Source organism: Peribacillus sp. NPDC097264 (assembly GCF_050277925.1).
Classification (GTDB): domain Bacteria; phylum Bacillota; class Bacilli; order Bacillales; family DSM-1321; genus Peribacillus.
Window position 1 is genome coordinate 1 of sequence record NZ_JBNNSR010000004.1, and the last position, 20,033, is coordinate 20,033.

23 protein-coding genes are annotated in these 20,033 nt (G+C 40.8%); 17 read left to right on the plus strand and 6 right to left on the minus strand.

Annotated elements, in window-relative coordinates:
- Positions 1 to 321 (plus strand): transposase (locus ACQKL0_RS07020; protein WP_427686816.1); only part of this gene is annotated, 321 nt, incomplete at its 5' end.
- On the opposite strand, the gene ispG is transcribed toward ACQKL0_RS07020, so the two are convergent.
- The 3 genes from ispG to ACQKL0_RS07035 form a co-directional block, all read right to left on the minus strand.
- Positions 267 to 1,382, minus strand: a complete 1,116-nt coding sequence (gene ispG, locus ACQKL0_RS07025) for a flavodoxin-dependent (E)-4-hydroxy-3-methylbut-2-enyl-diphosphate synthase (RefSeq protein ID WP_402869891.1) — start codon at positions 1,380 to 1,382, stop codon at positions 267 to 269. The genes ACQKL0_RS07020 and ispG overlap by 55 nt on opposite strands.
- Before the next feature lie 232 nt (positions 1,383 to 1,614).
- Positions 1,615 to 1,941, minus strand: a complete 327-nt coding sequence (locus tag ACQKL0_RS07030) for a LysM peptidoglycan-binding domain-containing protein (protein ID WP_427590516.1) — start codon at positions 1,939 to 1,941, stop codon at positions 1,615 to 1,617.
- A gap of 342 nt (positions 1,942 to 2,283) precedes the next feature.
- Positions 2,284 to 3,057: a DUF1189 domain-containing protein gene (locus ACQKL0_RS07035; RefSeq protein WP_427686818.1), complete on the minus strand. Its 774-nt coding sequence runs from the start codon at positions 3,055 to 3,057 to the stop codon at positions 2,284 to 2,286.
- Between the two features lie 150 nt (positions 3,058 to 3,207).
- Here ACQKL0_RS07035 and ACQKL0_RS07040 point away from each other — a divergent pair, with 150 nt between their 5' ends.
- The 9 genes from ACQKL0_RS07040 (at position 3,208) to phoU (ending at position 12,863) form a co-directional block, all read left to right on the plus strand.
- On the plus strand, positions 3,208 to 3,693 hold the full coding sequence (locus ACQKL0_RS07040; protein WP_402869528.1) for a DUF456 domain-containing protein: 486 nt from the start codon (positions 3,208 to 3,210) through the stop codon (positions 3,691 to 3,693).
- A 139-nt stretch (positions 3,694 to 3,832) separates the two neighbouring features.
- Positions 3,833 to 4,441, plus strand: coding sequence for a superoxide dismutase SodA (sodA, locus tag ACQKL0_RS07045; protein ID WP_402869526.1), 609 nt, complete (start codon positions 3,833 to 3,835; stop codon positions 4,439 to 4,441).
- 216 nt (positions 4,442 to 4,657) lie between these two features.
- Positions 4,658 to 5,878, plus strand: coding sequence for an MFS transporter (locus ACQKL0_RS07050; RefSeq protein ID WP_402869525.1), 1,221 nt, complete (start codon positions 4,658 to 4,660; stop codon positions 5,876 to 5,878).
- Between the two features lie 196 nt (positions 5,879 to 6,074).
- Positions 6,075 to 8,243, plus strand: a complete 2,169-nt coding sequence (locus ACQKL0_RS07055; RefSeq protein WP_402869523.1) for a peptidoglycan D,D-transpeptidase FtsI family protein — start codon at positions 6,075 to 6,077, stop codon at positions 8,241 to 8,243.
- Between the two features lie 217 nt (positions 8,244 to 8,460).
- Positions 8,461 to 9,432 carry a PstS family phosphate ABC transporter substrate-binding protein gene (locus ACQKL0_RS07060; protein ID WP_427686820.1) on the plus strand — a complete coding sequence of 324 codons (972 nt, stop codon included), beginning with the start codon at positions 8,461 to 8,463 and terminating at the stop codon, positions 9,430 to 9,432.
- 139 nt (positions 9,433 to 9,571) lie between these two features.
- Positions 9,572 to 10,471, plus strand: coding sequence for a phosphate ABC transporter permease subunit PstC (gene pstC / locus ACQKL0_RS07065; protein WP_402869889.1), 900 nt, complete (start codon positions 9,572 to 9,574; stop codon positions 10,469 to 10,471).
- Position 10,472: 1 nt separating this feature from the next.
- Positions 10,473 to 11,351 (plus strand): phosphate ABC transporter permease PstA, encoded by an 879-nt coding sequence (pstA, locus tag ACQKL0_RS07070; RefSeq protein ID WP_407408277.1) that lies wholly within the window; start codon positions 10,473 to 10,475, stop codon positions 11,349 to 11,351.
- A 23-nt stretch (positions 11,352 to 11,374) separates the two neighbouring features.
- Entirely contained in the window at positions 11,375 to 12,190 is an 816-nt protein-coding gene (pstB, locus tag ACQKL0_RS07075) for a phosphate ABC transporter ATP-binding protein PstB (protein ID WP_402956959.1), read from the plus strand.
- A 19-nt stretch (positions 12,191 to 12,209) separates the two neighbouring features.
- Positions 12,210 to 12,863, plus strand: coding sequence for a phosphate signaling complex protein PhoU (phoU, locus tag ACQKL0_RS07080; RefSeq protein ID WP_402869517.1), 654 nt, complete (start codon positions 12,210 to 12,212; stop codon positions 12,861 to 12,863).
- Positions 12,864 to 12,928: 65 nt separating this feature from the next.
- On the opposite strand, the gene ACQKL0_RS07085 is transcribed toward phoU, so the two are convergent.
- Both ACQKL0_RS07085 and ACQKL0_RS07090 read right to left on the minus strand, forming a co-directional pair.
- The gene (locus ACQKL0_RS07085) at positions 12,929 to 13,390 is read right to left on the minus strand and encodes a hypothetical protein (protein WP_402869515.1); all 462 of its coding nucleotides are present in this window, start codon (positions 13,388 to 13,390) and stop codon (positions 12,929 to 12,931) included.
- On the minus strand, positions 13,383 to 13,778 hold the full coding sequence (locus tag ACQKL0_RS07090; protein WP_402956525.1) for a hypothetical protein: 396 nt from the start codon (positions 13,776 to 13,778) through the stop codon (positions 13,383 to 13,385). Before ACQKL0_RS07090 ends, ACQKL0_RS07085 begins: the two co-directional genes overlap by 8 nt.
- Positions 13,779 to 14,209: 431 nt before the next feature.
- Between ACQKL0_RS07090 and ACQKL0_RS07095 the strand changes: the two genes are divergently transcribed.
- The 5 genes from ACQKL0_RS07095 to ACQKL0_RS07115 all read left to right on the plus strand — a co-directional run bounded on the left by ACQKL0_RS07095 (position 14,210) and on the right by ACQKL0_RS07115 (position 17,735).
- Positions 14,210 to 14,818, plus strand: coding sequence for a hypothetical protein (locus tag ACQKL0_RS07095; RefSeq protein WP_402869511.1), 609 nt, complete (start codon positions 14,210 to 14,212; stop codon positions 14,816 to 14,818).
- Between the two features lie 115 nt (positions 14,819 to 14,933).
- Complete coding sequence (gene rpmG, locus ACQKL0_RS07100; protein ID WP_028391797.1) at positions 14,934 to 15,083, plus strand: 50S ribosomal protein L33; 150 nt, start codon at positions 14,934 to 14,936, stop codon at positions 15,081 to 15,083.
- A 146-nt stretch (positions 15,084 to 15,229) separates the two neighbouring features.
- A complete protein-coding gene (locus ACQKL0_RS07105) occupies positions 15,230 to 15,802 on the plus strand; it encodes a 5-formyltetrahydrofolate cyclo-ligase (RefSeq protein WP_402869509.1) in 573 nt (190 codons plus the stop codon).
- 78 nt (positions 15,803 to 15,880) lie between these two features.
- Positions 15,881 to 16,069: a hypothetical protein gene (locus ACQKL0_RS07110; protein ID WP_402869507.1), complete on the plus strand. Its 189-nt coding sequence runs from the start codon at positions 15,881 to 15,883 to the stop codon at positions 16,067 to 16,069.
- Positions 16,070 to 16,193: 124 nt separating this feature from the next.
- Positions 16,194 to 17,735: a rhomboid family intramembrane serine protease gene (locus ACQKL0_RS07115; RefSeq protein WP_402869505.1), complete on the plus strand. Its 1,542-nt coding sequence runs from the start codon at positions 16,194 to 16,196 to the stop codon at positions 17,733 to 17,735.
- Between the two features lie 5 nt (positions 17,736 to 17,740).
- On the opposite strand, the gene ACQKL0_RS07120 is transcribed toward ACQKL0_RS07115, so the two are convergent.
- The gene (locus ACQKL0_RS07120) at positions 17,741 to 18,598 is read right to left on the minus strand and encodes a hypothetical protein (protein WP_427651468.1); all 858 of its coding nucleotides are present in this window, start codon (positions 18,596 to 18,598) and stop codon (positions 17,741 to 17,743) included.
- A gap of 197 nt (positions 18,599 to 18,795) precedes the next feature.
- Here ACQKL0_RS07120 and ACQKL0_RS07125 point away from each other — a divergent pair, with 197 nt between their 5' ends.
- Together ACQKL0_RS07125 and ACQKL0_RS07130 are read left to right on the plus strand one after the other, a co-directional pair.
- Positions 18,796 to 19,008, plus strand: coding sequence for a YqgQ family protein (locus ACQKL0_RS07125; RefSeq protein WP_402869501.1), 213 nt, complete (start codon positions 18,796 to 18,798; stop codon positions 19,006 to 19,008).
- A 4-nt stretch (positions 19,009 to 19,012) separates the two neighbouring features.
- Positions 19,013 to 19,984: an ROK family glucokinase gene (locus ACQKL0_RS07130; protein ID WP_402987334.1), complete on the plus strand. Its 972-nt coding sequence runs from the start codon at positions 19,013 to 19,015 to the stop codon at positions 19,982 to 19,984.
- The last annotated feature ends 49 nt before the right edge of the window (positions 19,985 to 20,033 follow it).

The following is a 20,033-nucleotide window of genomic DNA, read 5'->3' on the forward strand; positions in this document are numbered from 1 at the left end:
TACGCTCGACGAAAAATCGAGGTAGAGAGTGTTTTTGGTCATATCAAGGGCAATAGGTCGTTCCGTCGCTTTTCGCTTCGGGGCTTAGCGAAAGTACAAACGGAGTTTGGCATCGTAGCCATGGCACATAATTTACTGAAGATAGCTGGGTTACGTCAGCTACTTTCAGTAAATTATTATAGAAATAGAAAAACAGGTGGAGAAAAACAACTCGTTTTTCTCCACCTGTTTTATTTTAGGGACTTATTAGACAGCCCCTTTTTTACCTATTTAATGACCGCATTAGCCGCTTCTTCTGCTTCAGCTCTTTGCTTTGCATAATACTCTTCGGCGATTTTGTCGATTTCTATTTTTAATTCCTCAACCATGGTTTCTTCAGGTACTTTACGGACGATTTTACCTTTTCTGAACAGTAAACCTTCGCCTCGTGCTCCGGCAATGCCTATATCAGCCTCACGTGCTTCACCAGGACCATTCACTGCACAACCTAGGACAGATACCTTGATTGGTGCTTTAATCGTCTGGATATACTCCTCGACCTCATTTGCGATGGAGATAAGGTCGATTTCAATTCGTCCACAAGTAGGGCAAGAGATTAGTGTGGCCATATTAGAAGCAAGCCCGAATACTTTAAGGAGCTCCCTTGCTACTTTCACTTCTTCTACAGGGTCTGCGCTCAACGATACGCGGAGTGTGCTACCTATACCCTGGCTAAGGATGGCGCCGAGTCCAGCCGCACTTTTAACCGTACCGGAGAAGAGGGTGCCCGACTCAGTAATTCCCAGATGTAATGGATAATCAAAAGCTCTTGAAGCTTTTTCATAAGCTTCGACTGCCAAAGTAACATCGGATGCCTTCATTGACACGATGATGTCATGGAAATCAAGATCTTCCAGGATCTTGATGTGGTGCAATGCACTTTCGACCATTCCATCTGCTGTTGGATAGCCATATTTGTCGAGGATTTTCTTTTCAAGAGAACCTGCATTGACACCGATACGAATCGGAATGCCTTTAGCTTTGGCAGCTGTTACTACTGCTTCCACTTTTTCTCGGCGTCCGATATTCCCAGGGTTAATCCGTATTTTGTCCGCTCCGCCTTCGATCGCTTTCAAGGCTAGCTTATAGTCAAAATGGATATCGACCACAAGTGGAATATGGATGCGTTTTTTAATTTCAGGGATGGCATCAGCCGCTCTTTCATCCGGGCAGGCCACACGTACAATTTGACAACCTGCTTCTTCAAGACGAAGGATTTCTGCAACGGTTGCTTCAACATCATGTGTTTTAGTTGTTGTCATGCTTTGGATGATTACTTCGTTATTGCCGCCGATTGTTAAGTTTCCAACTTTAATTGGCCGCGTTTTAGTACGATGTATGATTTCACTCAAGTGGAATTCTCTCCTTTAGGAAAAAATCAATTTTGATTTTTCATTTAGTTCACTAAAATATTGTATCAATGTCCATACCGCTTGACAAGGAATAGGACGCATTACTTTTTTATTATGAAGTAAGTATACTCTTTTCAGTCGAGATTTTCTCGATTGAAGTTCGGCTATTTCTAGAAGACATCAATCCCAGCATCGGATAAGATAGATATATCATTACGGTTTATTAGTATGTGGGTACTTTGTACGTTTTACCAATTTGCATATTTTCAGGTTTTAACCCTTCATTCAAACTTTGGAAATCTGATATGACTTCTTCAATTGGCTTGTTTGATGCTCCCCTTTCATTTTCCATGATGGAGAGTAAGGTATCTCCAGGTTTGATGAGGACTTCTTTATATGCGATTGAAGGGGCCGAAGGTTTACTTACGGGCTCGGATGGCTGAACTGAAGTTGCTGACGATGGGGAGGTGGGTAAAGTTCCTGTAGTCATGTCGAAATAAATGATAAATAGAATGAAACAAATTGAGAAAAACATCAGTAACCTTTTCATTATTTCATCCCCCAATATGGTCTTTCATACATATATATTTGGGAGGATGGTGTATTATGCCTGAAATTGGGCAGGTTTTCCTGAGTGTCTTTTAAATAGAGTTTGTTTGGGCTGTCCTTTTTGAAGTTCATTCAAAAATCCCTTTGGTCATGCCATTTCACCCCTTACATACTGATTAAACTCTTATTATAGGCTTATGTTCGGGAATAGTTTGTCGATTTTAGGTGAACGGGAAAAATGATGACTACAGTCACATATGGTTAGGGAACAGGGGTGTCATATGGAATAACGCCCTGTACAAAAAACCAGACAGGCAAGAGCAAGTCTGGTTTTGATTTATTCTTATGATCCTATTTCTTCAGGATTATCATTCGTTTCTTTAATGGATAAGTGAAGCATAATTAACGACACGAACCAGCTAATGAAGGAAGCGAAGGGGACTTCTGCTTGAAAGGCGTCCATGATTGTGAAGAAAATAGTGGACAGCGTGATGCTATATGCGGCAATCCTCCATAGGTGTCTATACGATATTGAACGCCCCATGGTGCTCCGGAATATCGTCCCGAATGCAGCAAGGATGGTCACTTTCAAGAATGTTCCAGCAGCCGTGAATAAATATAAAGTCAGGAGAAGCAACGGCAGGATGATCGGTAGGACGGATTCCACGGAATGGATCCATTTGTATAAATCTTCATTATTTCCTTCTAAGAGTGAATAAGGAGAAGTTTGTATATTGCCATTCGATACAAATACAAGTTCGGATTTTAAAAGGGCCACTGCTTCATCCGTTTTTTCGGAAACATCTTTTGGAGTTAAGGAACCAGTGCCATCCACGAATATTTGGTAGTTGTCTTTTTTCAAGACGAATGGCTCTTTGTCAGCAGAGGTTAGCGTTCCATTTTTAATTTCAAAATTAGGCATTTCCTCCGAGACAGTTTCTGAAATCGCGTTTATTCCATTCGTAATCATTGTACCTAAGTAAAATGCGGAAGGAAGGAAGAATATGAGGCTTAAGAAAAATACATATAAAATTGTCTTACCAATTCCCTGGTTTTGAAAGGAACCGATATCTTTCGGTGAATAGAGGCTCACCCATAGTTGTTTGAATATGTTCATGATTTCAGCACCTATCTTATGATATTCCCCTCAATTTTAACTAGAGTTATGGAATAAAACAACCTGTATCAGCATTCAATGGTTTCAACCGCATATAAACGGGCAAATATGAAGAGGTAAGGTGTATAAAATAGAAGGGATGTTTTATTTGTGGATACGCTATTTTGGATCATCATTATCCTGATGTTCATCATCGGTTTTGTCGGTTTGATTTTTCCCATCATCCCAAGCGTATTATTCATATTCGCAGGGATTTTGTTATATGGACTTTTTTATTCCTTTGAGCCTTTTGGTTGGTTTTTCTGGACGGTCCAAGTTTTGTTTGTCGTTCTTTTATTTTCTGCGGACTATATTGCGAATATGGTCGGCATCAAAAAATACGGAGGGACTAAGGCAGGTGTTTGGGGCAGTACAATCGGGCTCATTGTCGGTCCTTTTGTGATTCCATTTGTGGGAATATTGATTGGGCCCTTCATTGGAGCATTCCTGGCCGAGATCCTTTTCCATAAAAAAGATGTGGTTACGGCATCAAAAATCGGCCTTGGTTCCGTGGTAGGCTTCATAAGCAGCATTTTCACTAAAGGAATCATCCAACTTTTGATGATTGGGTACTTTTTATTCGTGATCTTCGCCTAAAGAACTATAAAATGAAAATAAATATAGGCATAAGATTTGAAACGGATAAGAAAATTTGGTAATCTAATGTTAACGAGCTTTAGGAATCTGAAGATGACTAGAGCCCCAAAAAACAGCTTACATAGGGAGGAATTTTATTATGGCTTTCGAACTTCCACAATTACCTTACGCATACGATGCGTTAGAACCACACATTGACAAAGAAACAATGAACATTCACCACACTAAACATCACAACACGTATGTGACAAACTTAAACAAGGCGCTAGAAGGAAACGAAGAGCTTCAAAGCAAAAGCGTTGAAGAAATCGTTGCTAACCTAGACGCAGTACCAGAAGCTGTACGTACAGCTGTACGCAATAACGGTGGCGGACATGCTAACCACTCATTATTCTGGGAAATCCTTTCACCAAACGGTGGCGGACAACCAACTGGTGAATTAGCAGACGCTATCACTTCTAAATTTGGAAGCTTTGACAGCTTTAAAGAGGAGTTCGCTAAAGCGGCAACTACTCGTTTCGGTTCTGGTTGGGCATGGCTTGCCGTTAACAACGGTGAATTAGAAGTTACTAGCACACCAAACCAAGACAACCCATTATCTGAAGGAAAGACCCCACTTCTTGGATTAGATGTTTGGGAACATGCTTATTACCTGAACTACCAAAACCGTCGTCCTGAATACATCAATTCTTTCTGGAATGTTGTTAACTGGGATGAAGTTGCAAAACGTTACAGCGCAGCTAAATAATTATACGCACTAATAATAAGGCGGAAATCCTTTCGGGGATTTCCGCCTTATTTGTTTTATGGGAACTAATCGTTTACAACTTACTTATTCCTCTTGGATAATCTAAAGGGATAGGCCTGATTGGGAACGCCGATTCATCAGTTTTCTTTCCCTTTCTCACATAAATGCCATTGTTTTTTCAAACACTAGAGTGGAATTTGAAGGGGAGTTAAAACAATGGGTATTTTAGTAAAATGGAAGGGAGAGGCGGGAGCGAAGAAGGATTTGCAGCTTCTCTTGCTGATTGGCGGATTATATAGCCTGAGTGTCGCTTTATCCAATACATTTGTTAATGTGTATCTGTGGAAACAATCCGGTCAAATTATTGATATTGCCGTTTACAATTTAAGTGTGGTTCTTTTCCAACCAATTACTTTTGTATTTGCCGGACGGTTAGCCAAAAAGGTCGACCGAATTATCGTTTTAAGGTTAGGCGTAAGTTTCATGGCTTTGTTTTATTTGACAGTCCTTTTGGTAGGAACGAGGGCCACGGATTTTCTTTTTCTATTGGGGGCCTTGCTAGGGATTGGCTATGGGTTTTATTGGCTGGCGTTTAATGTTTTGACTTTTGAAATTACTGAACCGGATACGAGAGACTTCTTCAACGGTGTTTTAGGGGCTCTACATTCCTTTGGGGGCATGATTGGTCCTATCCTTTCAGGGTTTATTATATCAAGGCTCGAAAAGTTCACGGGGTATACAATCATTTTTGGTTTATCATTATTACTGTTTACCATTGCCGTTTTTCTGAGCTTTTCCTTGAATAGACGCCCTGCTCACGGAAAATACTTTTTTATGAGAGTATGGAAAGAAAGAAAAAATGATAAGAACTGGCGTATGATCACCCGTGCCCATTTTTTTCAGGGGCTTCGGGAAGGAACGTTCATGTTCATCATATCCATCACCATCTTTGTACAAACGGGAAGTGAACTGGCTATAGGGAGCTATGGACTATTGAATTCAGCGGTGTCCTTCATTGCTTATTTTTTTGTTTCGCGGTACATAAAACAACCCATGCGGAAGAAAGCAATCCTTATCGGAGGCATCTTTCTTTATATGGGAGTCTGGCTCATCGCTTTCGATGTAACATTCGGTAAGCTTCTCGTTTATGGGGCCATCGTTGCAGGAGCATATCCGCTGTTGCTTGTTCCATATATTTCTTTGACCTATGACATCATAGGAAGGGCTAAGGATGCAGCTAAAATGCGAATTGAATACGTGGTTGTCCGTGAACTGTTCGTTCATCTTGGAAGGATTGTTTCTGTAGTAGGTTTTATCTGGATGGTCATGAGCTTTGATTTAAAAGAGAGCTTGCCCTTCTATTTGTTAATCGTTGGTGCGGGACATTTGATCATTTATTGGTTTGTGAGGAAAATCGATATCTATGATCGAGAATGAAAAAAGGCCTTGGAGGGCCTTTTTTTATTGTAAGATGGTGGTAAAAAAACGCGAATGAACGGCTTGAGCGTGCTTTTGGGCTAGATTTTCTTTATGTGTCTAATATTTCTAGAACATGAAGGTAGAAAAAAACAAAATTGTTCTATAGAATAGTATAGGACTATCATGACTATGGATAAAGGAAGTGTGGCTTGGTGTGGTAAATACAAAGAAAAAGAAAAAGACGCATGTACCTTTCAGATTGAATGTTCTTTTCTTTTTAGTATTTGTTTTGTTTTCTGGTCTGATTTTGCGTTTGGGTGTCGTACAGATCGTATACGGCGATGATTACCGACGCGAGATTGAAAGAACAGAAGAAGTAACCGTGAATAATTCGGTGCCTCGTGGCAAAATGTATGACCGGAATTTGAAATTGATGGTCGACAATCAGCCGCTGGATGCAATTACATATACAAGAAAGCAAGGTACGAAACAAATAGAAATGGTTGAAACGGCCGAGAAGCTAGCTAAGTTGATTGATAAAGAAGCCGATAAGGTCACGGATCGTGATAAAAAGGATTTTTGGATCCTGCGTAATCCAGAGCTTGCGGAGAAAAAGATTACGGATAAAGAAAGAAAAAAGGTAGAAGAGGGAGAGCTTGAAGAAGCTGATTTGTACAAGCTACAGCTCGAACGTATTACAGAAGAAGAAATGAAGCTTTCCAAAAAGGAAATGGAAGTCCTGGCCATTTATAGGGAGTTCGCCAGTGGTTATGCACTGACTCCACAAATCGTGAAAAACAAGAAAGTAACCAAGGAAGAGTTTGCAAGGGTGAGTGAAAATCTCGATTCGCTTCCAGGTGTGGATATTTCAACCGATTGGGACAGGTTCTATACCTATAATAAAACGCTTAAGTCTGTGTTAGGAAAGGTGTCTTCTTCAGAAGAAGGATTGCCTAGCGAAAGCCTTGATTATTATTTAGCACGTGATTACAGCCGGAATGACCGTGTGGGTAAAAGTTATATTGAGTTGCAATATGAAGATGTCCTCCAAGGCCAAAAGGCAAAAGTGAAGAATGTAACCGATAAATCAGGAAACGTTGTGGATTCAGAAGTCATTACTGAAGGACAGCGTGGGAAAGACCTGGTGTTGACGGTTGATATGGATTTACAGTTGGCAACAGAGGAAATCATTGAAAAGCATTTAATCAGCAAGAAAAAGATGGGGAACACAAAATTCTTGGATAGAGCGTTTGTCGTGATGATGGATCCGAAAACGGGAGAAGTTTTAACGATGGCAGGTAAAAAATATGACAAGGATGAAAAGACGGGAAAAAGGTCCATTAATGATTTCGCATTAGGAAACATCACGACTTCTTATACGATGGGTTCTGCTGTGAAGGGTGCGACTGTTTTGACTGGTTATCAACAAGGAGCCATTCAGCCCGGAACATTCTTCTATGATACAAAGTTGAAGATCAAAGGTACAAAGGAAAAAGGATCTTATAGCAATTTCGGGAACATAAACGATTTAACGGCTTTAAAAGTCTCTTCCAACGTTTATATGTTCAGGACCGCCATTAATATTGCAGGTGCACATTATGTGCCGAATGAGCCTTTAAACATTAAATCCAGTGCATTTTCAACGATGCGAAATTCGTTTGCCCAGTTTGGTTTAGGGGTTCGTACGGGAATCGATCTCCCGATGGAAATGAATGGTTTCAAGGGTTCCGAAACAACTCCGGGTAAATTACTGGATTTTGCTATCGGTCAGTATGATACATACACTCCTATGCAACTTGCGCAGTATGTGTCCACGATTGCCAATGGCGGGAACCGTATGGAACCCCACATTGTTAAGGAAATACGTGATCCGGTTGATGAAAATGATGAATTGGGTCCCATTTCCGAAGAAGTTTCACCAACTGTCCTGAATCGTCTTGATATGAAGGATGAATGGATTACCCGTGTACAAAAGGGCTTTGAAAAGGTAACGATGGAAGTAGGCGGAACCGCTTATTCTTACTTTGGAAATAAGTCTTATACAGTAGCGGCCAAAACAGGTACGGCGGAAGCATTCTATGATGGTCCGAGTAGATTGGATTATAGCGAGCCTCAAGCCACGATGAATATCACGCTTGTGGGTTATGCTCCAGCCGAAAACCCGGAAGTTGCATTTGCTGTTGTCGTTCCTTGGGCATATCAGGGACATTCAGGTCATTCCATGAGTAAAGAAATTGGTGCGGAAATCATGGATACTTATTTCAAGCTGAAAAAAGAGCGGACCGAGAAAAAAGATACGAATGCATCAACCGATTTGAAAGTTGAGAACGGTAAAGAGATTCAAAAAGAGCAAGCTGAAATAAGAGATAGTCAAGACGAATAAAGAAAAGATACACGCTTTTGGGATCAACCCAAAGCGTGTTTTTTTATGTTCAAATGGGGATGTTCAGGGTGCAACCACTTTTCTCTTAGCATCTTTACACTAGGTGAACAATCATTTACTGAATATTTACAATTCCTTTATACGAGGTTTACAGAGTAATCGTATGATTTGTATGTAGGACAAATTAATCATAAAAAAATATTAGGGGGACTTACGCATGAGATATTTCAAGGGGATGGCGATGACTGTAGTAATGGGTGGAGTGATAGCCATTGCGGCTGGTTGTGGTGCGGATGATTCGACTAAAACAAGCGGTGCAAAAGGGGAAGGCTCTAGCTCATCTTCATTGGCAGGGGAAGTCATCATGGATGGTTCTTCTACTGTATTTCCCATAGTAGAGGCAGTTGCGGAAGAATATATGGCTGAACAACCGGATGTGAAAGTTTCTGTAGGATCTTCAGGAACGGGCGGGGGATTTAAAAAATTCATTGCCGGTGAAACGGATTTAACGAATGCGTCCCGACCAGTCAAAGAGGAAGAAAGTAAATTGATTGATGAAAAAGGTATCGAATATACAGAATTGAAATTAGCATTTGATGGCATCTCGATAGTGGTCAACAAAGATAATGATTTTATTGAACACATGACAGTCGAGGAACTAAAAGAACTATGGGTTGATAATGGAACCGTGAAGAAATGGTCTGATATACGTCCGGAATGGCCAAAGGAAGAGATTAAGTTTTATTCCCCGGGTACAGACTCAGGCACATACGATTATTTCAATGAAGTCATACTCGAGGAAAAACCGATGGTGGAGAACGCGACACTTTCCGAAGATGATAATGTCTTGGTTCAAGGAGTAGAGGGGGATAAGAATGCCATAGGGTTCTTTGGATTCGCGTACTATGCAGAGAATAAGGATAAATTAAAGGTCATCTCCATCGATAATGGAAATGGGGCCGTTGAGCCAACCCATGAAACGATTAAAAGTGGGGACTATGCTCCTATGTCTCGTCCCTTATTTACCTATGTAGCGAACAAATCAGTAGCAGAGAAGGAACAAGTAGCGGATTATACGGAATTCATGATTGAAAATGCGGGAGAACTATCTGAAGAAGTAGGGTACATCAGCCTTCCGGAAGAGGAGTATAAAAAGGATCTTGATAAATTGAAAGAACTAAAGGAATAGACGGTTTAATCATGTCACTCCTTTCCGTCTCCTCATCTGAATTCAGAGCGGGGAACGGATGGTCATTCAAATATTGCGTGTTTGAAATGGAGGATGCATTTTGGAACTGAAACAAGCAGAAGCCTATTCTGTACAGCGAATGATCCTGGAGAGAAAAAATAAAAAAAGGTTCAATCTGGAAAAGCTGATTCCAGTCATGCTGTTCCTAACAGCGGCCATATCGGTCTTCACGACCATTGGAATTGTCTTTACCCTTATTTTTGAGACGTTTATATTTTTTGAGAAGGTATCGATAGTTGAATTTTTTACAAATGGTAAGTGGTTACCTTTTGCCGCCACTCCTTCTTATGGAATTATGCCACTTGTTGTAGGTACACTGAAGATAGCGGTAATAGCCTCGCTAGTTGCGGTCCCCGTAGGACTTGCCACTGCCATTTTCTTGAGTGAATATGCATCAGAGAAAACGCGGAGAGTGATAAAGCCGATTCTAGAAGTGTTAGCGGGGATTCCCACTATCGTTTACGGATTCTTTGCCTTGACCTTCGTTACACCGGTTTTGCGTGATCTCTTCCCCTTCCTGGAAATGTTCAATGCGCTAAGCCCTGGGATCGTCGTAGGAATCATGATCATGCCGATGATAGCCTCTTTATCGGAAGATGCACTTATCTCGGTACCGAAATCGATCCGTGAGGGTGCATATGCTCTAGGTGCCACAAAGCTTGAAACGACGATAAAGGTGGTCCTGCCAGCTGCTGTATCCGGCATTGTGGCTTCCATCGTCCTGGCTATCTCGAGAGCAATAGGAGAGACGATGATCGTGAGTGTGGCAGGTGGTTCGACTCCTAGCGTGAGCATGGACGTCACCTCATCGATTCAAACGATGACAGCCTATATCGTGCAGGTCAGTAGTGGGGATGCTGGGTATGGAACAACGATATACTACAGCATCTATGCGGTCGGAATGACACTGTTCGCTTTTACGCTAATCATGAATCTGCTGGCGCAGTTCATCTCCCGCAGGTACAGGGAGGAATATTAACATGAAACTGATAAATAAAGGTCTTGTAGCAAAGAAAATGCCTGTCCGGCTGGCGATTAACTCAATCTGTAAAGGGTTATTCTTCTTGGCAACCTTATTTGGGCTCCTGATCTTAGCCCTCTTATTCTATCGGATATTTACTCAAGGGATTGGTCACTTGAATGGGGATTTTCTCCAGAACTTCGCTTCCCGAAAACCTGAAGAAGCTGGGGTAAAGGCTGCTCTCATTGGTTCATTATGGCTGATGGCCGTCGTTGCACCGGTTGCTCTTATGTTGGGGGTTGGGACGGCCATCTATTTGGAGGAATATGCGAAAAAGAATTGGATCACCACATTCATCAAAGTTAATATATCTAACCTGGCGGGAGTTCCCTCCATTGTATTCGGATTGCTTGGTTTGACGGTTTTCGTCAGGGCTTTGGCCTTGGATCGCTCCATTTTGGCAGCAGGACTAACGATGAGCCTACTCGTCCTGCCAGTCATCATTGTAGCGGCACAGGAAGCCATTAGGGCTGTACCTCGTGAATTAAGAGATGCTTCTTATGGAATGGGTGCCACGAAATGGCAGACCATCTGGAAAGTGGTCCTGCCAGCAGCGATACCAGGGATTTTAACAGGTGGGATCCTTGCTTTATCCCGGGCAATCGGAGAAACCGCTCCATTGGTGGTGGTCGGCATTCCATTATTCATTGCCTTTTTACCGCAATCAGTCATGGATACGTTTACGGTGCTCCCTATGCAAATCTATAACTGGACATCGCGTCCTCAGGAAGAATTTCAACAGGTGGCTGCAGCAGGAATCATCGTGTTGCTCATTCTGCTCATTTTCATGAATTCAATTGCTGTGGTAATCCGAAATAAATTTCAGAAAAGATACTGATGGGGGGAGAAGATAATATGAACATGACCTTAGCGAAACAAGAGGTTCCACTAATTAAAAATGAAAAAAAGCCTGTTTCTTCAAGGGCTCCCGTATATAAAACGGCAGGGCTCAATCTATGGTATGGGGAAAACCATGCATTGAAAAATATTGATCTTGATATGCATGAGAATGAGGTGACCGCAATCATCGGTCCGTCAGGATGTGGGAAATCCACCTTTATCAAAACGTTGAACCGGATGATCGAACTTGTTCCAGGCGTAAGGACGACAGGACAGATTAAATACCGGAACCGTAATATCCTGGATCAATCTTATAAAGTGGAGGATTTGAGAACGCAGGTGGGTATGGTTTTTCAAAAACCGAACCCTTTCCCTAAATCAATCTATGAGAATGTGATATATGGACCGAAACTTCATGGCATCAAGAATAAAAAGATTTTGGACGAAATAGTGGAAAAAAGTTTAAGAGGTGCTGCCATCTGGGATGAAGTAAAAGACCGTCTTCAAGAAAATGCATATGGACTCTCAGGTGGGCAACAACAGCGACTTTGTATCGCTCGGTGTCTCGCCATTGAACCTGATGTCATTTTAATGGATGAACCGACATCAGCGCTCGATCCGATTTCCACATTAAAAATTGAAGAATTGATCCAAGAGCTAAAAAAAGATTTTAGTATTATAATCGTTACCCATAATATGCAGCAAGCGGCCCGAATCTCTGATAAAACGGCTTTCTTTCTAAATGGAGAAGTCATCGAGTATGACGACACCGATACCATCTTCTCGAACCCGCATGATAAGAGGACCGAAGATTATATTACAGGTAGGTTTGGATGAGAGAAAAGGGGGCAGATGCATGATTGTACGCGAAAATTTCGAACTTCAGTTAAAAGAATTACAAGGGAAAATCGTTGAGTTGGCTGAATTGGCATCAGGCGCAATCACTAAATCATTTATGGCACTCGAGAACAGGGATTTTGAAGAAGCGCTTGGAGTCATCGAGGATGATACGAAAGCAGATTTATTGGAAGAGGAAATTAACGACTTCGCCATTCTCCTAATTGCTAAACAACAACCGGTTGCCATCGATTTACGGAGGATTATTGCTGCCATCAAAATTGCATCCGATATGGAGAGAATGGCAGACTTTGGCGTTAATATAGCCAAATCGGCCATACGAATCGGTGATCAGCCTTTCATTCTTCCGATAACTTCATTGAAAGAGATGTATGATATCACACTGAAGATGATTGAACTTTCCATTGATGCCTTTGAGAGGGAAGATATTACTTTAGCGCGAGAAATCATTGAAATGGACGATGAGGTCGATCGTTTCTATGGGGATATGATCCGAAGTCTCCTAAGATTGTCGGATGAAAAGAACCTACAACAGGTGACTCAACTTTCCTTCATTGCCCGCTATCTAGAACGAACGGCTGATCATACAACGAATATTGCCGAAAATATATACTTCCTTGTGAGGGGGCGTTATATCAGCCGCAGGGATTGAATATAGGCAGTTTTAATAGAGAGACTTTGCCTGGCCGGCAGCCATTCAAAGTCTCTCTTTTATCATTATTGTGTCAGTGTCTTGGCCAATTGTCGATAGGTCATGTTATCCGTGACGACAAATTCGCCAATCTGAATGTTCTTGGAGAAGCCCTGATCTTCAACGTAAGACTCAAAACGTGCAGCGTCATCGATGATTTTTTCCTTTTCCAGTTTCGTTGCTATTTCTAGTGTAGTCATATTGGCTTTCACTTCTAAGGTATAGGAAACAACAGGATTATTCTTTTTGGGAACCTCTTTCTCTTGTTTCTTCTCCTCCTTGTCGATCCTTTTTTCTTCTTTTTCGGAATTTAGCCTTTCGTCTTTCTGCAAGGATACGAGATAGCCTTTTTCATTCAGCAATTTCTTAGCTTCTTCCACAGTCGGTCCAGTTTCTTCGTTGGGCTCCGTCATATAATAAAAACCAGCAAAGATTGTTGTGGAAACAATGAGGCCTGCTGAAAAGGCCTGAAGAGTCACTTTATTCATCTTCTTTTCCCCGCAATCCATATTCTTCAATGACTGAAAGGGTTTGTTCTTTCGTCAAAGAGGATTGTTTGGCGATCTGGTCCAGTGAAAGTCCTTGGTTGTATAAAGAAAGAACCTGGCTCTTTAAGATTTTATGAATGGACTCCCTGTCATTTGAAGGAGTGGTTGCTTTGAGACGGTTTGCCTCAGAGTGGTCTGGCCCGTCCTGGATCACAAATTCCTCTTCAAGAATCTTCACCTTTTTCTTCAATTGGTAGATATCCTGCATATAGGTTATAGTCATTTGTTCTAGATCTTCTTCTAATTTAGCAACCTTGTCTTGTTTGAAAAAAGAAATAATAAGAAGGATGATTGCCAATGAGAATAATAGAATAATTAAGATTTGCATGTTTTCACCTCAGGGAGAAAATTTTCGACATTTACATCTATTTTACACATATTTATTAAAAATTTGGTGATTTTCCTTTTATTATATTTTTAAAATAGCATTTCTTTTCCTAATCTGACGGATTTTCATTCGCTATTTGTCGAAAATGCACTCGTTTTTATAAAAAAAAATAAATATGGATAATAATTTTGATGTAAATCCCTTTATTTCTAAAGTAAATAAATTTCGACAAAATGTGTTTATTGTTCATTGGCGAATTCAATGCTAACATAAATGTAATAAAATAAACTGAAAAATCAAATAGTTTTATTTCTTAAACAAGGTAAAGCCTTTCTTAAAATTAGTGTGTAGGATTATGAGAGATTGAGTGTCACTGTCAGCGCCTATCGTTAAGTGTGATATAAATTCGAAAAGAGAAAGGGATGATTTTTATGAGTTCATTATCCGCATATATGCCACAGGATAACCGGGAAGTATTTCGAAAGGGGTTAAAGGCGGGGCTATGGATGGACGAGAGTTTTGATTGGTATCCTGAAGAGGATATGATGAGTCATCCCGGCGGGGAAATAAGGTCGCTTTTACAAACGTTTACCCAAGGAAAAATAACATTTTCAAAGTTCACGATAAGAAATACGTCCTTTGAGCCTAAATATCCAAAGATGTTCTTTCATTATGAAAACGCTTTCGAAAAGCAAGCGGTCGCTTTTTACAGTCCGGGTGAGCGGGCAATCCTACATGTTGCGACGCAGTCGATTGCCCTATTAGGAGGAGTTGTAAAGGGGAAAGGTATTTCACAATACTGTATTCAGGGGAAAGGGAGTCTCTATCAAGAAGGATGTTTTAAATCGTTGAAAGAAGGGATCCTTGCTTACTCACCACTTGCCAAAGGGGAGGTCACCAGTATGTTCACCCTGGAAACGGAAATCCTGCCAAAGGAATGTGTGGAAGTAGTGGCATGGGCCATACATGCTGAAACAAAAGAAGAAGCAAAACTCCTGAATCACAATCTTCTTCAAACCATGAAAAACGGCGAGAACTAGGAAAAAAAAAGTTAAATTAATTTTTCCCGAAAAACATACTAGCATTTCACAATAAATAATGCTATTATAGAAAAGTCCTATGTGAAAAAGTCAATATGTTTGGAGGGAAATACACATGCGCGTAAATATTACATTAGCTTGCACTGAATGTGGAGACCGTAACTATATTTCTAAAAAAAATAAACGTAACAATCCAGACCGTCTTGAGCTTAAAAAATACTGCTCAAGAGAAAAACGCAGCACAACTCACCGCGAAACAAAGTAAGCAACAGGATTTTCCTGTTGTTTTTTTTTTGCTTTTTTCCCTTTTAGCCATTAATCCTAAAATTCGACAACTTTCTATTTCGGCTTTCGTAAATGAGTTCATTTTATGAGATACTGATAGTAGTAGACTTAAAGGAGTATAAAATGATGAGAGAGAATAAAAAGATAATCAGGCAACGCATTCGAACTCATTTAATGGAAATGAGCAATGAAGAGCATGAGGAGCTATCAAATAAGATTGCCGAAAATCTATTTTCACTTGACGAGTGGAAACAGGCCAAAACCATCGGCATTACCATTTCCATCTACCCTGAAATTTCAACGGTCAGGATCATTGAACAAGCATGGAGAGAAGGCAAGTCGATTGCCGTACCGAAGTGCTACCCAGAAGAGAAGGCAATGGATTTTAAGAAAATCACTTCTTTCAATCAGTTAGAGTCCGTTTATTATGGTCTTCTTGAACCAATGGAGGATACGAAAAAAGCATCCGTCCGTGAATTGGATCTTTTGGTTGTCCCGGGTTTGGCATTTTCGAATGAAGGATATCGTCTAGGATTTGGCGGAGGTTATTATGATCGTTTCCTTTCTCATTACAGTGGAAAGACGTTAGCGCTTGCCTACGATGTTCAAATACTGGATGACTTGCCAATAGAGGTGCATGATATCGCCGTTGGTAAACTGATTACTCCCACGAAAGTTTTACGTACATATGCTCATTAGAGCAAGAAGAGGTTCCATTATTATTTTTCACTCATAAAAATCCTTTCCTGTATCACACTAATGGTAGGAGGGATTTTTATGTTACGAGTAATTGTACAAATATTTTTGATTGGTTTAGTGATTTATGCAGGTTTCAAAAATCGGTATCGTTTGATGAATATAGCCCTATCGAATGGCATGATAAGAAAATATCTAGTGACCAAGTCCTTAAACATGCCGATATTGAGGGATAAAATGATGCAAAGTATGTTTTCACAAACCAAATGATGAGTGAGTAGAAGGAACCTAATGAGAGGGTTCCTTTTTTTATGGGAGGTACATTTCTTTTTTTTACTTTTTTGATCATTTCGTCTATAGTTTGAATTAGATAATATAAGGATTTCATCAGGAAATGATTTGGAAAGTGGGGAATGTTTTGGGGTATAAAGAGGAGTATTTATTTTGGGAGATTGTCCGGCTATTGTCAGTTCAATATGATTACCGCATGATCACTGTCACGGAAAATCATGAGGAAATATGGCTAGAAAGCGAAAAAAACACGGATTTCCCCGTGATAAGATTGATTCGTCATGATCTTGATTGGGCAAATTGGCTTAAAAGGGATATAGACCGGACCTTGAAAAACGGCGAACAAGTCAGGAAAAAATTATATAAAAAACCAATGAGCATTTTAAGTATCTATGTGAGTAAATTTGCTCCTGTTGATGATTTTGAATTCAGCGCACAACCAGCTATGCTTCAAAAAACGAAAGTGAACACCTTTATATTTGCAAGCGAGTCTTTTCAGACTTCCAAACAAAATTTGGAGGCTACCCTGAAAACACCACTTTCGATTTCTGTACCGGAGGATGAAGAAATTGATGAAGGGCAAGTGCTCGAGTTAAAGAAGGTAGCCATCTCAGCTTCCGTCAAAAAGGCTAAGGCTGAACAAAAAGTATTCCAGCAGGCTAAACCATTCTTTACCTATATATTGATAGCGATACAGGTTGCTGTATTCATCTTGATGGGGTTTAGTGGAGGGAGCACCGATTCCAGGACTTTAATCGAGTTTGGAGCTAAATACTCGCCTTACATCCTTCAAGGGGAGTGGTGGAGGTTCTTTACTCCGATGGTTGTCCACATTGGTTTTATCCACTTACTCATGAATACATTTTCGTTGTACTTGATAGGGGCGGAAGTTGAAAGGATATATGGGAATGCTAGGTTTCTATTCATCTATATCTTTGCAGGTTTTGCAGGAACTCTAGGTAGCTTCATTATGACTCCAAACCTTTCAGCAGGAGCCAGCGGAGCTATTTTTGGTTGTTTTGGGGCCCTGTTGTATTTTGGGATGGTGTATCCAAAGTTATTTATGCGTACGATGGGTTCTACCGTCATTCTTCTCATCGTCATTAACCTGGTATATGGTTTTACCGTATCGGGAATCGATAATGCAGGACATATCGGTGGTTTGATCGGTGGTTTCCTAGCGGCCGGGGTGGTCCACCTACCGAAGACGCAAAAGGTGTTACGTCAGATGGCTTTTTTAGTTGGAACTGCCGTACTGACTTACTTTTTGCTGCAATTTGGCTATACTCATCAGAAAAATGATGATGAAACAATGGCCATGTTGGCACAGGATTACATTGAAGATGGTGAGGAAGCGAAAGCGGAGGAAATGTTGGCGGACTATGTGGAGGATAATTCTGATGCACCGATATCTCATTTCATCCTTGGGAACCTATCCTTTGATAATGAGGAATTCGAAGACGCTCGCCACTACTTTGAAAAAGCGATTGAACAAAACCCTAAGTTACATGAAGCACATTACAATCTCGCTTTGGCGTATGCCAAGCTCAACCTGATGGATGAAGCTAAAGAGCAGGCTCAAAAGGCCGTTGAGCTTGCTCCAAAGGAAAAATCATATAAGGAATTGCTAGAAGAATTGGAATAGGAAGTCTATAATTTTTGCCTTAGCAAATATGGGGTGCCGTCTTTACCGGAAAATAAGACGAGGACTTCCCTTTTATCTTTGGCTACTAACAATAGGGGGATGGTACTGCCTTGTGGACTCAAGGTGGTACCGTCCTCTTTTTTTATGCTTATTACATAATTTTTATAAAGGCCTTCCCAAAGTTTACCGACAATTTCTTCCCGCTGGAATGAAGGAAAGCTTGAAAGCCACTGATTTTTTCTGGCCGGTAAATCGGTTAGAGAGATCACTTTATATTGATTTGGGTCAATATCAAAGTGTTCTTCGGCTTTTTGTAAACTATTTTGGGTAATATTCTTGGTTACACTGTCCAGGACATGTTTCCACTCCTTCTGTTCCTCGGAAAGGGGATTATGGAAAGATTGAAAATCAGGTGTGGATATGGCATATAGTTTGTCTTTACTTAATTGTTGTGCGCTTGTGAAAATGGTATCAGAAGGGTGTAATTCGGCATAATGAAAGGTTATCGCATCATAACGCCCACTTTCTTTTTCCTTGAATTTGTCTGACTGTGAGAGCTCTTGTCGATTTTGTTTCCAGTTTTTTAACGTGCCTTCTAGATTCCCATTCTTGTAAAGGAGTGAAACGTCCTGACGCAAATAGGCTGTCTGATCCAATGAGGAGTGAACTTTCCATGTAAGGGAATAGGCGTCCTTTCCTGTTTCTTTCGCTACCAAATGAGTAGAAGCATGTTCAAATTGGAGGGAAGAGTCAATTGGGAAATAAATGATCGTTTCCTCTACCTGGTGTGTGTCCGAAAAATATAGGATAATAAAGATGGCAGCTACCATTAAAAAAACGGTATACTTCAATTGTAGTTTCATTTTTCGCCTCCGTTTTTGGCTGTATGCTATAAACAAGTTCATTTAAAAAGAAAAATGAATAAACGGAATGCTAGATGGAAATACCCACTGTTTCATCATATGAATGGTGCTGGACAAGAAGTACTGAAAAATAACATTAGAGGATTCACATGGCAAATTGATTATGCTGTATGGAGAAAATAGTAAAGAGGTTTAATATGAAAACATACTATGATTTACAACAATACTTGAAAAAGTTTGGGACATTCATTTATTTCGGTGATCGTGTGGCTGAGTTGGAAATGATGGAATCTGAAATCAGGGAAATCCATCAAATGCAAATGATGGACACGAAGGATTACCAGATGGCGATACTCTTGATTAGGCAGCAATTGGCTATTGAAAGAGAAAAAAATGATAAAAAAAGGTGATACGATGGAAAAGGTGCTGTTAGGGGTTGACTTGGGCGGAACCACAACCAAGCTTGCCTTAATCAATGTTTACGGAGAGATTATTCATAAGTGGGAAATTGCGACTGACATTTCCGAAAATGGAAAGAACATCACCATGAATATTGCAAAGGCGATTGATGCAAAGCTTGAGGAACTCAATGAACCGAAAAGTAAAATGCTAGGTATCGGAATGGGTGCCCCGGGCCCCGTCAACTTTACCAACGGATCCATTTATGAAGCGGTCAATCTCGGTTGGAAAGACTACCCATTGAAGGATTTATTGGAAGTGGAGACATCTCTTCCGGCCGTGATCGACAATGATGCTAATATGGCGGCATTGGGCGAGATGTGGAAAGGCGCTGGAGAAGGAGCTAAAGACCTTGTGTGTGTAACGCTTGGAACAGGGGTAGGCGGAGGGGTCATCCATAATGGCAAAATCGTACATGGTATAAGCGGAGCAGCTGGGGAAATTGGTCATATGACCGTCGTTACAGAAGGAGGGGCTCCCTGTAACTGTGGCAAGGTTGGCTGCTTGGAAACGGTTGCTTCGGCAACTGGAATTGTCCGACTTGCATCAGAAGCATTGGGAATGGCGGACGAACCCTCTCTGCTACAAGAAAGAATACAAGAGGGAAATCCGCTATCCTCCAAATTGCTTTTTCAATGCGCACTAGCAGGAGATTCTTTGTCTAAATCTGTGGTGGATCGTGTGGGCAATTATTTAGGACTGGCATTATCCCATGTTGGCAATGTCATGAATCCTGAAAAAATCGTTATCGGCGGAGGGGTTTCTAATGCTGGAGATATACTCCTGGAACCAGTCCGTAAGGCATTTGAACTTTATTCTTTTAAACGAGTTCGCAAATCGACAAAAATCCATCTAGCAACCCTTGGAAATGATGCCGGGGTCATAGGGGCTGCCTGGCTTATTAAAAATCGGTTAAATCCATCATGATCTTACTTGTAATGATTCAACCGATTATATAGGCATGGGTGGATGATGA

What these genes read in the sequence shown, in the direction of transcription:
- ACQKL0_RS07105 (WP_402869509.1), top strand. Translation starts at nt 15,230, where the DNA reads ATGAGAGAGAATAAAAAGATAATCAGGCAACGCATTCGAACTCATTTA.
- sodA (WP_402869526.1), top strand. Translation starts at nt 3,833, where the DNA reads ATGGCTTTCGAACTTCCACAATTACCTTACGCATACGATGCGTTAGAA.
- ACQKL0_RS07090 (WP_402956525.1), bottom strand. Translation starts at nt 13,778, where the DNA reads ATGCAAATCTTAATTATTCTATTATTCTCATTGGCAATCATCCTTCTT.
- ACQKL0_RS07035 (WP_427686818.1), bottom strand. Translation starts at nt 3,057, where the DNA reads ATGAACATATTCAAACAACTATGGGTGAGCCTCTATTCACCGAAAGAT.
- ACQKL0_RS07130 (WP_402987334.1), top strand. Translation starts at nt 19,013, where the DNA reads ATGGAAAAGGTGCTGTTAGGGGTTGACTTGGGCGGAACCACAACCAAG.
- ACQKL0_RS07125 (WP_402869501.1), top strand. Translation starts at nt 18,796, where the DNA reads ATGAAAACATACTATGATTTACAACAATACTTGAAAAAGTTTGGGACA.
- rpmG (WP_028391797.1), top strand. Translation starts at nt 14,934, where the DNA reads ATGCGCGTAAATATTACATTAGCTTGCACTGAATGTGGAGACCGTAAC.
- ACQKL0_RS07115 (WP_402869505.1), top strand. Translation starts at nt 16,194, where the DNA reads ATGATTTGGAAAGTGGGGAATGTTTTGGGGTATAAAGAGGAGTATTTA.
- ACQKL0_RS07085 (WP_402869515.1), bottom strand. Translation starts at nt 13,390, where the DNA reads ATGAATAAAGTGACTCTTCAGGCCTTTTCAGCAGGCCTCATTGTTTCC.
- ACQKL0_RS07120 (WP_427651468.1), bottom strand. Translation starts at nt 18,598, where the DNA reads ATGAAACTACAATTGAAGTATACCGTTTTTTTAATGGTAGCTGCCATC.
- pstC (WP_402869889.1), top strand. Translation starts at nt 9,572, where the DNA reads ATGATCCTGGAGAGAAAAAATAAAAAAAGGTTCAATCTGGAAAAGCTG.
- pstB (WP_402956959.1), top strand. Translation starts at nt 11,375, where the DNA reads ATGACCTTAGCGAAACAAGAGGTTCCACTAATTAAAAATGAAAAAAAG.
- ACQKL0_RS07110 (WP_402869507.1), top strand. Translation starts at nt 15,881, where the DNA reads ATGTTACGAGTAATTGTACAAATATTTTTGATTGGTTTAGTGATTTAT.
- phoU (WP_402869517.1), top strand. Translation starts at nt 12,210, where the DNA reads ATGATTGTACGCGAAAATTTCGAACTTCAGTTAAAAGAATTACAAGGG.
- ACQKL0_RS07050 (WP_402869525.1), top strand. Translation starts at nt 4,658, where the DNA reads ATGGGTATTTTAGTAAAATGGAAGGGAGAGGCGGGAGCGAAGAAGGAT.
- ACQKL0_RS07030 (WP_427590516.1), bottom strand. Translation starts at nt 1,941, where the DNA reads ATGAAAAGGTTACTGATGTTTTTCTCAATTTGTTTCATTCTATTTATC.
- ACQKL0_RS07060 (WP_427686820.1), top strand. Translation starts at nt 8,461, where the DNA reads ATGAGATATTTCAAGGGGATGGCGATGACTGTAGTAATGGGTGGAGTG.
- ACQKL0_RS07095 (WP_402869511.1), top strand. Translation starts at nt 14,210, where the DNA reads ATGAGTTCATTATCCGCATATATGCCACAGGATAACCGGGAAGTATTT.
- pstA (WP_407408277.1), top strand. Translation starts at nt 10,473, where the DNA reads ATGAAACTGATAAATAAAGGTCTTGTAGCAAAGAAAATGCCTGTCCGG.